At 72.1% G+C, this 14,121-nt stretch carries 15 protein-coding genes; 11 read left to right on the forward strand and 4 right to left on the reverse strand.

Going from position 1 to position 14,121, the window contains the following annotated elements:
* Together AB0F10_RS38615 and AB0F10_RS38620 are read left to right on the forward strand one after the other, a co-directional pair.
* Window positions 1-1,354, forward strand: a 1,354-nt coding sequence (locus tag AB0F10_RS38615) for a bifunctional 3'-5' exonuclease/DNA polymerase (RefSeq protein WP_360637236.1), incomplete at its 5' end; no start/stop codon positions are given.
* A gap of 73 nt (window positions 1,355-1,427) precedes the next feature.
* Entirely contained in the window at window positions 1,428-2,951 is a 1,524-nt protein-coding gene (locus AB0F10_RS38620; protein WP_360637239.1) for a protein kinase domain-containing protein, read from the forward strand.
* A 15-nt stretch (window positions 2,952-2,966) separates the two neighbouring features.
* Here the strand turns inward: AB0F10_RS38620 and AB0F10_RS38625 are convergent, their stop codons facing one another.
* Both AB0F10_RS38625 and AB0F10_RS38630 read right to left on the reverse strand, forming a co-directional pair.
* On the reverse strand, window positions 2,967-3,788 hold the full coding sequence (locus tag AB0F10_RS38625; protein WP_360637242.1) for a metal-dependent hydrolase: 822 nt from the start codon (window positions 3,786-3,788) through the stop codon (window positions 2,967-2,969).
* Between the two features lie 122 nt (window positions 3,789-3,910).
* On the reverse strand, window positions 3,911-4,375 hold the full coding sequence (locus AB0F10_RS38630) for a DUF1707 domain-containing protein (RefSeq protein ID WP_360637245.1): 465 nt from the start codon (window positions 4,373-4,375) through the stop codon (window positions 3,911-3,913).
* 224 nt (window positions 4,376-4,599) lie between these two features.
* On the opposite strand from AB0F10_RS38630, the gene AB0F10_RS38635 reads away from it, so the two are divergent.
* Window positions 4,600-5,895, forward strand: a complete 1,296-nt coding sequence (locus AB0F10_RS38635) for a histidine kinase (RefSeq protein WP_360637248.1) — start codon at window positions 4,600-4,602, stop codon at window positions 5,893-5,895.
* Window positions 5,892-6,578: a response regulator transcription factor gene (locus tag AB0F10_RS38640; protein WP_360637251.1), complete on the forward strand. Its 687-nt coding sequence runs from the start codon at window positions 5,892-5,894 to the stop codon at window positions 6,576-6,578. The genes AB0F10_RS38635 and AB0F10_RS38640 overlap by 4 nt, the downstream gene beginning before the upstream one ends.
* A 3-nt stretch (window positions 6,579-6,581) precedes the next feature.
* Here AB0F10_RS38640 and AB0F10_RS38645 read toward each other — a convergent pair whose 3' ends face one another.
* Complete coding sequence (locus AB0F10_RS38645) at window positions 6,582-7,076, reverse strand: NUDIX domain-containing protein (RefSeq protein WP_360637254.1); 495 nt, start codon at window positions 7,074-7,076, stop codon at window positions 6,582-6,584.
* 119 nt (window positions 7,077-7,195) lie between these two features.
* On the opposite strand from AB0F10_RS38645, the gene AB0F10_RS38650 reads away from it, so the two are divergent.
* From AB0F10_RS38650 to AB0F10_RS38670, 5 genes are all read left to right on the forward strand, one after another.
* Window positions 7,196-9,802 (forward strand): MGH1-like glycoside hydrolase domain-containing protein, encoded by a 2,607-nt coding sequence (locus tag AB0F10_RS38650; protein WP_360637256.1) that lies wholly within the window; start codon window positions 7,196-7,198, stop codon window positions 9,800-9,802.
* Between the two features lie 10 nt (window positions 9,803-9,812).
* On the forward strand, window positions 9,813-10,646 hold the full coding sequence (locus AB0F10_RS38655; RefSeq protein ID WP_360637259.1) for an LLM class F420-dependent oxidoreductase: 834 nt from the start codon (window positions 9,813-9,815) through the stop codon (window positions 10,644-10,646).
* 81 nt (window positions 10,647-10,727) lie between these two features.
* Entirely contained in the window at window positions 10,728-10,907 is a 180-nt protein-coding gene (locus tag AB0F10_RS38660; RefSeq protein WP_360637276.1) for a putative adhesin, read from the forward strand.
* A gap of 1 nt (window position 10,908) precedes the next feature.
* Window positions 10,909-11,568, forward strand: a complete 660-nt coding sequence (locus AB0F10_RS38665) for a HEAT repeat domain-containing protein (RefSeq protein WP_360637262.1) — start codon at window positions 10,909-10,911, stop codon at window positions 11,566-11,568.
* Window positions 11,569-11,621: 53 nt separating this feature from the next.
* Window positions 11,622-12,083, forward strand: coding sequence for an SMI1/KNR4 family protein (locus tag AB0F10_RS38670; RefSeq protein WP_360637265.1), 462 nt, complete (start codon window positions 11,622-11,624; stop codon window positions 12,081-12,083).
* Between the two features lie 2 nt (window positions 12,084-12,085).
* On the opposite strand, the gene AB0F10_RS38675 is transcribed toward AB0F10_RS38670, so the two are convergent.
* Complete coding sequence (locus AB0F10_RS38675; protein WP_360637268.1) at window positions 12,086-12,868, reverse strand: phosphotransferase; 783 nt, start codon at window positions 12,866-12,868, stop codon at window positions 12,086-12,088.
* Window positions 12,869-13,225: 357 nt separating this feature from the next.
* Here AB0F10_RS38675 and AB0F10_RS38680 point away from each other — a divergent pair, with 357 nt between their 5' ends.
* Together AB0F10_RS38680 and AB0F10_RS38685 are read left to right on the forward strand one after the other, a co-directional pair.
* A complete protein-coding gene (locus AB0F10_RS38680) occupies window positions 13,226-13,852 on the forward strand; it encodes a TetR/AcrR family transcriptional regulator C-terminal domain-containing protein (RefSeq protein ID WP_360637271.1) in 627 nt (208 codons plus the stop codon).
* 48 nt (window positions 13,853-13,900) lie between these two features.
* Window positions 13,901-14,121, forward strand: a 221-nt coding sequence (locus tag AB0F10_RS38685) for a hypothetical protein (protein WP_360637273.1), incomplete at its 3' end; no start/stop codon positions are given.

A 14,121-nucleotide genomic window follows, 5' to 3' on the forward strand; every position in this document is an offset into this window, starting at 1 on the left:
GCCGCCGCGCCTCGCCGAGCCGCCGGTCTTCGCGCAGGCCGCCCTCTTCGAGGCCATGACGGGCCCGCCGACGGCCTCCGGCTCGGTGGTCCTCGAGGCCCTGTCCGGGGTCTACGCGGACCAGCGCGCCCGGATCCGCGCCACGGGGCAGCCCGGGCGGTTCGGCCTGCTCGTGGCCGCCGAGTCCGCCGGCGCGCTCATCGGCGCGGAGATGGGCCAGGCCGGGCTGCCCTGGAGCGCCGACATCCACGACCGGCTGCTGCGCGAGCTGCTCGGCGCGCCGCAGTCGGTCGGCCCGCCGCGCCGGCTGGCCGAGCTGGCCGGCGAGATCAACGCGGCGTTCGACATGCACGGGCTGCACCCCGATTCGCCGGCCGAGGTGCTGCGCGCGTTCGCCCGCGCCGGCATCGACGTCCCCAACACCCGCGCCGGGGTCCTGCGCGGCGTCGAGCACCCGGCGGTGAAACCCCTGCTCGAATACAAGGAGCTCTACCGCATCTGGACGGCGCACGGCTGGGCCTGGCGCGACGCGTGGGTGAGCGAGGGCCGCTTCCGCCCCGAATACTTTCCCGGCGGCGTGGTCTCCGGCCGCTGGGCCACCCGGGGCGGGGGAGCGCTGCAGGTCCCCAAGGTGGTCCGCCGTGCGGTGGTCGCCGACCCGGGCTGGCGCTTCGTGGTCGCGGACGCGGGCCAGCTCGAGCCCCGGGTGCTGGCCGCGGTCTCGGGCGACGCCCGGCTGGCCAAGGCCGGCGCCGCCGGCGATCTCTACGCGGCGCTGGCGACCGACTCCTTCGGCGGCGACCGGGCCAAGGCCAAGGTCGCCCTGCTCGGCGCGATGTATGGACAGACCGGCGGCGCCGCGATCCCGGCGCTGGCGGTGCTGCGCCAGAGCTACCCGACCGCCTTCGAATTCGTGGAGGCTGCGGCCCGGACCGGAGAGGCCGGGGGGCTGGTGCGCTCCTGGCTGGGCCGCACCTGCCCGCCGGCGTCGACGGCGTGGCGCGACGCCGGCCTCGACCCGCCCGAGGAGTCCGGGTCGGCCGAGCCGCAGGGCGGCGCGTCCGGGCGGGCCCGGGGCCGCTTCACCCGCAACTTCGTGATCCAGGCGACGGCCGCGGAATGGGCCCTCGTCCTGCTCGCGACGCTGCGGACGGCGCTGCGGGGGACCAGGGCGGAGCTGGTGCTGTTCGTGCACGACGAGGTGGGCGTGCACTGCCCGGCCGAGGAGGCCGAGCAGGTGGCGCAGGCGGTCCGGGAGAGCGCGGCGAGCGCGAGCAGGCTGCTGTTCGGCGAGACGACCGTCCGCTTCCCGCTGGACGTGTCGATCGTCGAGTGCTACGCCGACGCCGCCTGACCGGCCGGCGCGATCCACCGGCGGGCGGGACCCGGGGGTGCGCGTCGTCGTCGATACCGGCAGACTGGCGCGGATGGATGCGACTGGGATACTCGGCGGCCGTTACGCGCTGCGAGATCAGCTCGGCGCCGGAGGCATGGCGGTCGTGTGGCGGGCCCGCGATCAGGTGCTGGACCGGGACGTCGCGGTCAAGCTGCTGGCCGCCCAGCACGCCGGCGACGCCGGGTCGAGACGGCGGATCCGCGCCGAGGCCCGGGCCGCCGCCGCGCTGTCGCACCCCAACATCGCCCAGGTCTACGACTACGGCGAGTCGGACGACGACCTCGGCCGGGTGCCGTACGTGGTCATGGAGCTCATCCCCGGCGCGACCCTGCAGGAGCGGATGAACGCCGGTCCGCTGCCGCCGCGGTTCGCGATGCGGGTGGCCGCCGAGGTCGCGGCGGCGCTCGCCGCGGCCCACGCCGACGGGCTCGTGCACCGCGACATCAAACCGGCAAACGTCATGATCACGCCCGCCGGTGCCAAGGTGGTGGACTTCGGCATCGCCGCCGCGATCGATCCGGGCGGCTCCGGCGAGCCGGACTTCGAGGTGCTCGGCACCCCGGCCTACCTGGCCCCCGAGCGGCTGACCGACGACGGGGTCGAGCCCGCCTCGGACGTGTACGCGCTGGGCGTGCTGCTGTACCGGATGCTCTCGGGGCACTCGCCGTGGAGCGTCGACACCACGACGCAGATGCTGACCGCGCACATCTACATCGACCCCGAGCCGCTGACGCCGCAGCCCGAGGTGCCCGGCTACATCACCGCGCTGTGCAACAGGTGCCTGACCAAGGACCCCACCGAACGGCCGAGCGCCCGCGAGGCGGCGGCGCTGCTGGCACAGGGCGCGGGCCTGCGCGTCGTCGACGACGTGCCGCCGCAGTCGCCGGCCGGGCCGTGGCTCGACGACGAGCCGTCCGTCCTGATCCGCCCGAAGCCGCAGGAGCCGCCGCCCGCCGCCGAGGCCCCCGAGCCGGGGTCCCGCCGCCGCCTTCGGCGACTGCTGCCGTTCGCCGCGGTGCTGCTCGCCCTGGCCGCCGGATTCTGGTGGCTGGCCGCCGGCGACGACGGGGCGGCGCCGAAGGTCGTCGCGGAGGCGCCCGCGGTCAGCGGTTCGGCCCCGGCGGCGACGCCCTCGGCGGTGGCCAGCGGCAAGGCGCCGGTCAAGCCCGGCGACCCCGGCGCGGTCAAGCCGGGCGCGATCGCTCCCACGGCGCGGCAGACACCGGCCGGCAGCGTTCCCCAGGAGACGGTGGCGCCGGTCACCGCGACGACCCGCGCCACCCCCAGCCCGACCGCCGAGGCCACCGCGACCACCGACCCGCCGCCGGAGGAACGCACCTTCACCTCGGCGGGCGGTTCGGTGCGCGCCACCTGCCCGACGGCCGGCACCGCGCAGCTGCTGTCCTGGACGCCCGTCACGCCGTACAAGGTGGACGAGGTCGACGCGGGGCCCGCGAGCGCGGTGGTCGCGGTGTTCAAGCACGGCAACCAGCGGGTGCGGATGACCGTCACCTGCGGAGGCGGCGTGCCGTCCCACACGACCGACGACGCCTGAACGCCGGGACGGCGCTCAGCCGTCGGCCCAGGTGTCCAGGTCGAACTGGTGCAACAGGTGCGGCGCGAACATCCCGAAGATCGACAGCAGGGCCACGACGGTGAACACCGTGCGCAGCACGATCACCTCGGCCTTGCCGCCGACCTTCACCGCGATCCCGTTCGGGATGCCGACCATCCGCCACATCCGGCGGCCGGTCGGTATCGGCCACAGGATCGGCACGCCGTTCTTGGTGATCATGTCTCCGAGCAGGTGCACCACGCAGCCGACGCCGACCGCGAACCCCAGCATCGGGTAGCCGCGATCGCCCGGGAGATTCGCCGCGGTGAACCACGCGATCACTCCGGAGGCCAGCGTCACGATCACCCAGCCGGCCCGCTCCGCCCAGTCCTCGAACAGCCCGCGCAGCGCCAGGCCGGCCATGAGGAAGACGATGGCGACCACGGCCCACCTGCCGTAGCTCGCGCACAGCGTCGTGGTGCCCCAGCCGACGAGCCCGGCGAACGGCAGCGTGTGCGTGAACGTGCGGTGCCCGTTGTTGCGGCGCGGGTCCCTGCTGAGCCGCGTCGCCGTGTAGACCCCGAGCGAGATCTTCTCGATCACCTCGGCCACGAACAGCGACAGCACGCCGAAGGTCCGGGCGACCGTCGCACCGCCCTGGTTGCGGGTCACCTTGCCGGACAGGTCCAGGTCCGGCAGCAGCGCGCCACCCGCGCAGACGGCCGTGCCGACGGCCACCGCCAGCGCCGACTGCTCGTACCCGGCGAAGTGATCAAGGGCCCAGCTGCCGGCCAGCCAGACGGCCGCGCCCGACAGCGCATGGGACGGACCCATCATGGTCGTGCCACCCCTCCCCGTAGCCCCCGTTCGCGGGTGGCGGCCGGGGTCAAACCTGGCCACTGTCGCAGAGCGGGAAGGGGTGTTCAACGACCATCGCCTCTACTCTGGAGTGTTCATGATCACCGGAAGTCCGGTGCGTTCCACGGCGCGACCCGGTGCCGGTAGTGGTGCGAGTGCCGGTAGGCGCCGTACCGGGCGTGTCTCATCAGGCCGATGACCAGGAAGACGAGCGGAATCGCCGGCCAGAAGAAATGCGCGCCGGAGAGCATCCACAATCCGATCAGCACTCCCGCCGCGATGGCCACGAAACTGGCGTGCCGGCGTACGCCCCGGCGTGTCGCGGCGCGGGCCTGCGGTGTGTCCGCCATCGCACGGCGGCCGTTGTCCGGCAGGTCGGCGGTGAGCGGGGCGAGCTCGTCGCGGAACCTGGCCGCGTACACCTGGCCGAGCCGCTCCTCGCCCTCCTCGAGGGTGAGCCGGCCCTCGGCCATCGCGGCCCGCAGCAACTCGGCGACCTGCTCGCGTTCGGTGTCGGAGGTCCGGAGCCGGTTCGGCCCGGACCAGGTGGCGTCGTTGGGATGCAAGATGACCTCCTGGCAGTGGCGGGATCTGATGAACAGCGTGGCCGTTTCGCCGCCCGGCCGCGTCGTCCCGGCGGAGCATCCGGGCACCCGGCCCGGGGCGCAGCCGGCAGCCGCGGCGGTACCACCGGGGGAGTACGCCGGCGGCGCCCGTACCACCGGGGGCGCAGCGCCGCGTCGTCGTCCTGCGGATGCTGGGGTGAGCTGCGGTGCCGTAGGTTCGAGGCGTGCACGAACCGGGCCGGCAGCACCCGCCTCGGCGACCGGATCGACCCGGCCGCCGGGCCCGCCGTGCCGCCTCGCCGGGGTGGGCCGACGCGCTCGACGAGCACACCGGAACGGGCCGGCCCGGCGGCTGGGGACGGCGACCGCGGCGGGCGCCCTGGCTCGGCGCGGTCATCGCGGCCCTCTGCTTCCACGTGTTCGGCAACTGGACGGAGGCCACCGCCCTGTCCCACCCGGCCGACGTCGTCGCGTGCACGCTGCTGCTGATCGGCCCGCTCGCGCTGGCCTGGCGTGGCCGCGCCCCGATCGTCGTCCTCGCGGTCAGTGGTGCCGCCACCATCGGGTTCGCCTCGCTCTCGACGCCGTCCTGGACCTACGCCGTCGCGCCCGTCATCGCGCTCTTCAACGCGGTCAAGGCGGGCCGGCGCGGCGTCGCGATACCCGTCGCCGCGGTCGGCTACCTGGCCTACCTGACGGTGACCTGGTTCTGCGCCGGCGCGCTCGGGCTGCCGGCGGCGGCCCGTCCCGACCTGCGCGACGTCGTCCTCGTTCCCCTCGGGCTCGCCCTGACGGTCTTCCTCGGCGGCGCCGCCCGGGCCCGGGCGATCTACCTGTCCGAGATGACCAAGGCCAGGGCCGAGCGGGCCCTGGCGAAGGAGGAGCAGGAGCGCCGCCAGGCCGCCGACGAGCGGCTGCGCATCGCCCGCGAGCTGCACGACGTGCTCGGCCACCACCTGTCGCTGATCAACGTGCAGGCCGGGGTCGGGCTGCACCTGATGGACAACCGGCCCGAGCAGGCCCGCGAGGCCCTCGCCGCGATCAAGACGGCGAGCTCCGAGGCGCTGCGCGAGGTCCGGGCGGTGCTCGGCGTGCTGCGCCCCGAGGAGGAGGCGGCGCCCCGCCAGCCGGCGCCGGGCCTGGGCCGGCTCACCGACCTCACCGCGGACGCGGGCCTGCCGGTGACCACGACGACGCAGGGGCCGCGGCGCGAGCTGCCCGCGGAGGTGGACCGGGCGGCGTACCGGATCGTCCAGGAGGCCCTGACCAACGTGCGGCGGCACGCGGCGGCCGGCGCGGCCGCGACGGTCGCGGTCACCTACGCGGAGAACGAGATCCGCCTGGCGATCCGCAACGACGGCCCGGTGGCGAAGGAGCCGCCGGACGGCGGCGGTAGCGGCATCGCCGGGATGCGCGCCCGCGCCGCCAGCCTGGGCGGAACCCTCGCGGCGGGCCCGCCGCCGGAGGGCGGCTACCTGGTCTCGGCGGTACTGCCCACGGCGACGGGAGAGCACACATGATCAAGGTCCTGCTCGCCGACGATCAGGCCCTGGTCCGGGCCGGCTTCCGGGCGTTGCTGAACGCCGAGCCCGACATCGAGGTGGTCGCGGAGGCCGGCGACGGCCTCGAGGCGGTACGCCTGGCCGTGCAGAACCGCCCCGACGTGGTGCTGATGGACATCCGCATGCCGGGCGTCGACGGCCTGGAGGCGACCCGCCGCATCGCCGCCGAACCGGCGCTGGGCGGCACCCGGGTCGTCATCCTCACCACGTTCGAGCTGGACGAGTACGTCTTCGAGGCGCTGCGCACCGGCGCCTCCGGTTTCCTGGTCAAGGACACCGAGCCGGTGGAGCTGATCCGCGGCGTGCGCGCGGTCGCCGCCGGCGACGCCCTGCTGTCACCGAGCGTCACCCGCCGGGTCATCGGCGAGTTCGCCGCGCCGGGCGGCCGCGGCCGTCCCGCGCTGCCGCCGGAGGAGGCCGAGCAGCGGCTGAAACAGCTCACCGAGCGCGAACGCGAGGTGATGGTGCTGGTCGGCGAGGGTCTGTCCAACGACGAGATCGCCGGCCGCCTCGTGATCAGCCCGGCGACGGCGAAGACCCACGTCAGCCGGGCGATGGTCAAGCTCGGCGCCCGCGACCGGGCCCAGCTGGTGGTCTACGCGTACGAGGCGGGGCTGATCCGGCCGGGCTGGCTGGCATAGGGCTCAGATGCCCTCGATCTCGCCCTCGCCGGGCTGGGCGAACCAGGCCGGGGCGTCATCGGCAAGGGAGGTGCGGATCCGGACCATGGCGAACGGGTTCATCTGCGGCAGCGCGTCGGGCGCGAACCAGCCCACCGCGATCGACTCGGAGTCGTTGACCTTGGCCTCGCCGCCGACCGCGCGGCAGCGGAACCAGGTGTTGACCATGTGGCAGCGGTCGCCGTTGCCGTAGACCACCTGGTGCAGGGCCACCCCGGCCAGCCGTTCGATCTTGACCTGGATGCCGGTCTCCTCCTCGACCTCGCGCACCAGCGCGTCCGCGGGCTGCTCGCCGGGGTCCATCATCCCGGCGATGACCGACCACTGGTGATTGTCGCTGCGCTGGCCGAGCAGGATCTCGCCGCGGTCGTTGAGGACGATCGCGCTGACGGTCGGGAACATGATCACGTCTTGGCCGACCTTGGCGCGCAGGTTCTTCACATAGTCAGATGCAGGCACGCCGAGGACCCTAGCCGCACAGCGAGTTGATCTGAGCCCGATGCCGTCCGTTAGTGTTCGTAACACCTGTCAGTAACACTTCTAGGGGTATCCGGCGGACGAGGGAGGTGGGCGGCGGCGTGGCGGAGCGCGAGCGCCTGGCCCAGGCCGATGCCGGGGAGCAGCCGTGGCGCGGGTGGGGCCCCTACCTCGCCGAGCGGGCCTGGGGCACGGTCCGGGAGGACTACAGCGAGCACGGCACCGCCTGGGACTACTTTCCGCACGACCATGCGCGCTCGCGGGCGTACCGGTGGAACGACGACGGCATGGCCGGGATCTGCGACGACCGGCAGACGTTCTGCTTCGCGCTGGCCCTCTGGAACGGCAGGGATCCGATCCTCAAGGAGCGGATGTTCGGCCTCGGCGGCGATGGCGGCAACCACGGCGAGGACGCCAAGGAGTACTGGTGGTACCAGGACTCGACGCCGACACACTCCTGGATGAGCTGGCGCTACCACTACCCGCAGGCCGCCTTCCCGTACGACGAACTGGTCCGGGTCAACGGGCACCGGTCGCGGGAGGAACCCGAGTTCGAGCTGATCGACACCGGCGTCTTCGACGACGACCGGTTCTGGGCGGTGACCGTCGACTACGCCAAGGCCGGCGTCGACGACATGTGCATCGTGGTGACCGTCTCCAACCGCGGCCCCGAGGCGGCGACGCTGCACGTGCTGCCCTCCCTGTGGTTCCGCAACACCTGGTCGTGGGGCCTGCGCAACCGCCGGGTGCCGGTCATCGAGGGCGGACCGGGACGCCTCGCCGGCCGGCACCACAGCCTCGGCCACATCACCCTCGACGCCGAGGGCGCGCCGCCCGCGCTGATGTGCGACAACGAGACGAACGCGCAGCGGCTCTGGGGCCTGCCCGGCACCAGCACGTACCCGAAGGACGGCATCAACGACCACCTCGTGGCCGGCGCCCCGACCGTCAACCCGGCCGGCGTGGGCACCAAGGGCGCGCTGCACTACGAGCTGACGCTCGGCCCCGGCGAGAGCCGCGAGATCCGGCTGCGGCTCGCCCGGTCCGACGAGCCGGCCGGCCGGCCCGACCTCGGCGACGGTTTCGCCGCCGTGATGGACCGGCGGCGTGCCGAGGCCGACGCCTACTTCGCCGAGCTGATCCCCGCCGCGGCGTCCGCCGAGGAGGCCGCCGTCGTCCGGCAGGGCATCGCCGGGCTGATGTGGGGCAAGCAGTTCTACCACTTCGACGTCAAGCAGTGGCTGAGCGGCGACCCCGGCTCCGCGCCGCCGCCGCCGGGCCGGCGCTACGGGCGCAACAACGCCTGGTGGCACATGAACAGCTTCGACGTCATCTCGATGCCGGACCCCTGGGAATACCCCTGGTACGCGGCCTGGGACCTGGCGTTCCACTGTGTCTCGATCGCCCGGGTCGATCCCGGCTTCGCCAAGTCGCAGCTGCTGCTGTTGCTGCGCGAGTGGTACATGCACCCCAACGGACAGATCCCCGCGTACGAGTGGGCGTTCGGCGATGTGAACCCGCCGGTGCACGCCTGGGCCGCGCTGCAGGTGTTCGAGATCGACGGCGGCCGCGACCACGACTTCCTCGCCCGGATCATGCACAAGCTGCTGCTGAACTTCACCTGGTGGGTCAACCGCAAGGACGTCGGCGGCAACAACGTCTTCGAGGGCGGCTTCCTCGGCCTGGACAACGTCGGCCCGTTCGACCGCTCCGCGGCGCTGCCCGTGGCCGGCGTGCTGGAGCAGTCCGACGGCACCGGCTGGATGGCCATGTACGCGCTCAACCTGCTCGACATGTCGATCCGCCTCGCCCTGCACGACCGCACCTACGAGGACATGGCCACGAAGTTCTTCGAGCACTTCGCCTACATCGCCGAGGCGGCGTACCGGCAGGGGCTCTGGGACGACGACGACTGCTTCTTCTACGACGTGCTGCGGCTGCCCGACGGGCACCGGATGCCGCTCAAGGCCCGCTCCATCGTCGGGCTGCTGCCGCTGGCCGCCACCACCAGGCTCAGCGCGGGCACCCTGAACCGGCTGCCCGGGCTGAGCGCGCGGCTGCGCTGGCTGCTCGCCAACACCTCCGAGTACGCCGACGTGATCAGCGCCCGCCGGCTCTCGCCCGACGGCCGCCAGCAGCGGCTGCTCTCCATGGTGGGCCAGGATCAACTGCTGCGGATCCTGGCCCGGATGCTCGACCCGGAGGAGTTCCTCTCCCCGTACGGGCTCAGAACGCTGTCGCGCGCGCACCGGGAGAAGCCGTTCACGGTGTCGCTCGGCGGCTCGGAGTTCACCGTCGGCTACGAGCCGGCGGAGAGCACGAGCGGGCTGTTCGGCGGCAACTCCAACTGGCGCGGGCCGGTCTGGATGCCGGTCAACTACCTGCTCATCGAGGCGCTGCGCGAGTTCGCCGCGTTCTACGGCCCCGACCTCATGGTCGAATACCCGACCGGCTCGCAGACGAAGATGCCGCTGAGCGCCGTCGCCGACGACCTGTCCCGGCGCCTGATCTCGCTGTTCGTGCCGGACTCCTGGGGCCGCCGGCCGATGTACGGCGCCTCCGAGGTCTTCCAGAACCATCCGGACTGGAAGGACCTGATCGCGTTCCCCGAGTATTTCCACGGCGACAACGGCGCGGGCCTGGGCGCCTGGCACCAGACCGGCTGGACGGCGCTGGTGGTGGACCTGATTCTGACCCTGCATCGATAGGATCGCCCACATGGAGTTCGGTGTCGGTTACTTCCCCACCCATGACGGCATCGGCCCGGGCGCGCTCGCCCGGCGGGTCGAGGAGCGCGGGCAGGACGCCCTGTTCTTCCCCGAACACACCCACATCCCGGCCAGCCGGGAAAGCCCCTGGGGCGACGGCAGCCGCGAGCTGCCCGACAAGTACGCGCACTGCTACGACCTGTTCGTCGCGCTGACCGCGGCGGCGGCCGCGACCAGCACGCTGCGGATCGGCAGCGGCGTGTGCCTGGTCGTCGAGCGCGACCCGATCATCACCGCCAACGAGGTCGCCAGCGTCGACCACCTCTCCGGCGGCCGGCTCGAATTCGGCGTCGGCGCCGGCTGGAACCGCGAGGAGATGGCCAACCACGGCACCGACCCGCGCACCCGGATGGCCCTGCTCGGCGAGCGGGTCGAGGCGATGCAGGCGATCTGGACGCAGGACGAGGCGTCATACTCGGGGCGGTTCGTGAACTTCGACCGGATCTGGTCGTGGCCCAAGCCGGCGCAGCGCCCGTGGCCGCCCGTGCTGGTCGGCGGCGCCGGCCCCACCGTGCTCGACCGGGTGCTGGCCTGGGGCGACGGCTGGTTTCCACAGTGGCACGACCCGGACCTCTTCGCGCGGATCGCCGAGCTCGAGGCCCGCGCGGACCGGCCGATCGAGGTGCAGGTGCTGAGCGTCCCGGCCCAGCCGAAGGCGCTCGAGCAACTCGCGAACGCGGGCGTGCGGCGCGCCTCGTACTGGCTGCCCTCCGCGCCGTGGGACGTGGTCGAGCCCAGGCTGGAGAAGTGGGAGAAGGCGATCGCCGAGCTGATCGGCCGGTGAACACCTCGGCGTTGCGTCCTGGTCGCGCCGACGCAAGGTGCTCGTCTCGGCGGGCGCTGCGAACCGCTTTCTGGTGGGATCCTGACGGGCAAGAAATTCACGGTTCCAGCGGGAAGTTCAATTGCCTTCTATGGCGAGCATGGTTACACAATTAGTCGGCAACGAGGAAGGCGCATCTCAGGGGGAGGAATCAGGCCACTGGAGGTTGATGGTCCGGGTCAGGAAGCTCCCGCTCTCCGGAGGGGATTGGTTCAGATCTGAGATGGAGTTTCCCGATCTTTCGCCATACGAGTTTTTATGGGCGCCGATTCCGATGCGTTCAATCGGTTGGCTGGGATGTGAGAGGGGGATTCAAGGCGGGCCTCTGCGGCCAATGAGTGATGTCGATCTTCAACGAGTTCTGAACGCTTCTACGCGATTGGTGAGCGTGACCCTCGGGTATCACGATTGCGAGTTCTGCTCTGGGGAATCGGTGTTCCGCGGGAATGGCGAGTATCACTACTATTTGAATAGCGGTGAGGCTTATTCTGCTCCGGCATTGATTCTGCATTACATCATGGAGCACAACTATCGGCCGCCCGAAGAGTTTCTGGAAGGTTTGCGCGTCAATTCAGAATTGGTCTGGGACGCTCGGGCCGAACGCCTTTGTGAGGTTCTGGCGGACGAACTTCAAGATTTCGAACTCCGGTGCCAGGCCATATCTGAACTCCCGCACTGGCGCGACCGCAGAGCTTTCGATGCGTTACTGCACGCAATCCGGGATGAGGAGCTTGACGATGTCCTCGGGGAAGAATTGGGGAGGGCTCTGGCGTCATTCATGGACTGCGAATTCGCTGCCGATTCCAAACCCTCTGACCTGCCTCAGGTTGTCAGGTTCGGGATGTGTCTAAAAGATCCTGACGGGATCATTCGGTCCAGCTGATGCCGGGGAGACCCGCCGTCGACGAAGGTGAAACCGACCGGGAGGTCTGTCCTGTGGATTTCGATGCCTTCTCGGCCGAGGTCGACGGCGTTCTTGAGAGCCGTTCGGCCAAGGGCGCGGCAACCCCGCCCTTCGACGCGTGGATCGCGTCGGACGGTGATCTGGCGCGGGTGGAGGCGGAGCTGCGGGTCCGGCTGCCGGAGCAGTACCGGCGGTTCATGCGGGTCTTCGGTGCGGGTCAGTTCCTCTTCCTGTGCCTTGATCCGGTCGTGTCACCCGACGATCGGACCAGGGGCCTCGTCGAGCTGAACTCGGGAGACTTCAGGGTGCCCGGATTCGTCGCCGTCGCCCCGGTCGCAACCGGTGACTCCTGGGGGTTCGTGACGGTGGACGGCGTGTGCGAGGAGCGGGTGAGCCGCTACTGCTTCGAGGAGGAGGTGTTCGGCTTCGAGGCCGAGGATTTCCTGTCCTTCGTCTCCTGGCAGGGCCTGCACGCCGGCCGGGAGGGCTACTGAGGTCAGCGGCCGGGTGCCCGCCAGAACCCGTCCGGCAGCTCGGCCGTCTCGTCGCCGGATCGTTCCAGGTCGGCGGCCCACGGCAGCATGCGCTGGAAGGTCGGCTCGCCGCCGTCGGCGAGTTGCCGGATCATCGAGACGTTGCGCTCGACCCGCCCGATGATCGCGTCGCGGACCGCCGTCCGGTCGCCGGTGTATCCGTACGCGTCAAGGAGCAGGTGGAATCGGCGGTGCCGGTCGGCGGGGTCGGCGAAACCGGCCTGTTCGGCCATCTCGGCCGTCAGCAGCGGCACCCAGGTCAGCGCCGAGAAGGCCAGGTCGTCCTCGCGGCGGGAGGGGCTGGCGGTGTCCCAGTCGACGAAGCCGACCAGGTTGCCGTCGTCCCAGACGGCGTTCCACGGCGACGCGTCCAGGTGGCCGATCAGCAGGCCCGGCTGCCACGGCCGGCGGGTGAACCAGACGGCGTCCGGGCCCGGCCGGAATGCCTCGGTCGCGTCGTGCAGCCTTCGGAGCCAGGCGCCGACCTGCCGGAGCGCGTCGTCGCCGCGCAGCCATTCCGGCCACGGCCGGGTCTCGCCCAGGGTCTCGCCGGGCAGGAAGGTCAGGCGTTCGCGGCCCTGCTCGTCGAAGCCGCGGGCCCGCGGGGCGCCGTCGAAGCCGGCGTCCTCCAGATGCCGCAGCACCGAGTGGACGGTGGCCGTCCACGCCTGCGCGGGGCGGCGGACCTCGTCGCCGACGCGTACGGCTCCGAAGCTGCGCCCGCCCGGAAGTCGTTTTTCGGTCATCCTGTGGTTCTACAGCGAAGATGCCTGCCTGTTACGGCACCACGACGAGCTGCCTCGTAGATCGGGCGTTGCCCGGCGGCGTGGGAGCTTCACCAGCAGGATCTCCGTGGGCCGGCCCCGGAGGCAGTCCGGCACCACGTCGTAGCCGTGGTGCTCCGCCGATCTCGTGCCCCACCGCCGCCTTCATCACACCTCGCGACCGAACAGCGCCGCGATCCGGCGCTGCCAGGCCGGCAGGAACCGGGGCGGGCGCGCGGTCGAGTGGTTCCACCCGTGACCCGGCGCGGGGCGTGCCGCCGTGCCCTGGTGGCCGGCCGGCCGGTCGGCGTGCGGGGGGACCCCGCGGGGGGTGCCGAATTGGGGCTGGACCGACAGCGGATCGTGGCCGAGGCCGTGGCCCTGCTGGACGACGACGGTCTCGACGGCGTGACGACGCGCAGACTCGCCGCGCGGCTGGGCGTGCGATCGCCGACCCTATACTGGCATGTGCCCAACAAGGCGGCGCTGGTCACCGCGGTCGCCGACGCGATACTCGACCAGGAGTTCGGCGACATGTCGCCGCCCGAGCCGGATCAACCCTGGCCGGACTGGCTGGCGGGACTGGCTGGGCGGCTGCGCAGCGCGCTGCTCGCCCATCCCGACGGCGCCCGGGTCATCTCCGCGGCTCAACTGTCCGTCACCATGGCGGCGATCTCCGAACTGGCGATGAGCACCCTGGTGGCGCGCGGCGTCTCATTGCGACAGGCCCGCGTGATCGTCCTGACCGTCGAGCGTTTCACGGTCGGCCACGTCCTCGAGGAGCAGGCCCCCCGCCCGGACGCGGAGGCGCTTAAGGACTTCGACATGGCCGCGTTCACCGAGCGGCACCCGACCGTGGTCGCCGCCATCGCCGAGTACTTCCGGCCCGGCAGCACCGTGGACGACCTGTTCCGCGATTGCCTGGAAGTGGTCATCGCGGGCGCCGCGGTCAAGGCCGCAGGTTAGGTACGCGGACTCAGGATCCGGGCGCCGCGTTCGACAATCATCATCGGCGTGACCTCCTACCCGTGCCCGTACTGCCATGCCCCGGCGAACCTGACCTCCGGCTGTCCCGGCTGCGGCCGCGGCCCGGACGCCGACGCCGCCGAGGTCGTCCGCCTCGACGCGGAGATCCCGGTGCTCACCGCCCGGCTGGCGGGCGCCCGCGAGGCGGTCTCGGCCGCCGACGCGGCGCTGCGCCTCGCCTGGCGGTCGCGCGAGGCCGCGGTGTCCAG

This window comes from Actinoplanes sp. NPDC026623, assembly GCF_040638275.1.
Classification (GTDB): domain Bacteria; phylum Actinomycetota; class Actinomycetes; order Mycobacteriales; family Micromonosporaceae; genus Actinoplanes.

What these genes read in the sequence shown, in the direction of transcription:
- AB0F10_RS38620 (WP_360637239.1), top strand. Translation starts at nt 1,428, where the DNA reads ATGGATGCGACTGGGATACTCGGCGGCCGTTACGCGCTGCGAGATCAG.
- AB0F10_RS38625 (WP_360637242.1), bottom strand. Translation starts at nt 3,788, where the DNA reads ATGATGGGTCCGTCCCATGCGCTGTCGGGCGCGGCCGTCTGGCTGGCC.
- AB0F10_RS38640 (WP_360637251.1), top strand. Translation starts at nt 5,892, where the DNA reads ATGATCAAGGTCCTGCTCGCCGACGATCAGGCCCTGGTCCGGGCCGGC.
- AB0F10_RS38655 (WP_360637259.1), top strand. Translation starts at nt 9,813, where the DNA reads ATGGAGTTCGGTGTCGGTTACTTCCCCACCCATGACGGCATCGGCCCG.
- AB0F10_RS38665 (WP_360637262.1), top strand. Translation starts at nt 10,909, where the DNA reads ATGGAGTTTCCCGATCTTTCGCCATACGAGTTTTTATGGGCGCCGATT.
- AB0F10_RS38675 (WP_360637268.1), bottom strand. Translation starts at nt 12,868, where the DNA reads ATGACCGAAAAACGACTTCCGGGCGGGCGCAGCTTCGGAGCCGTACGC.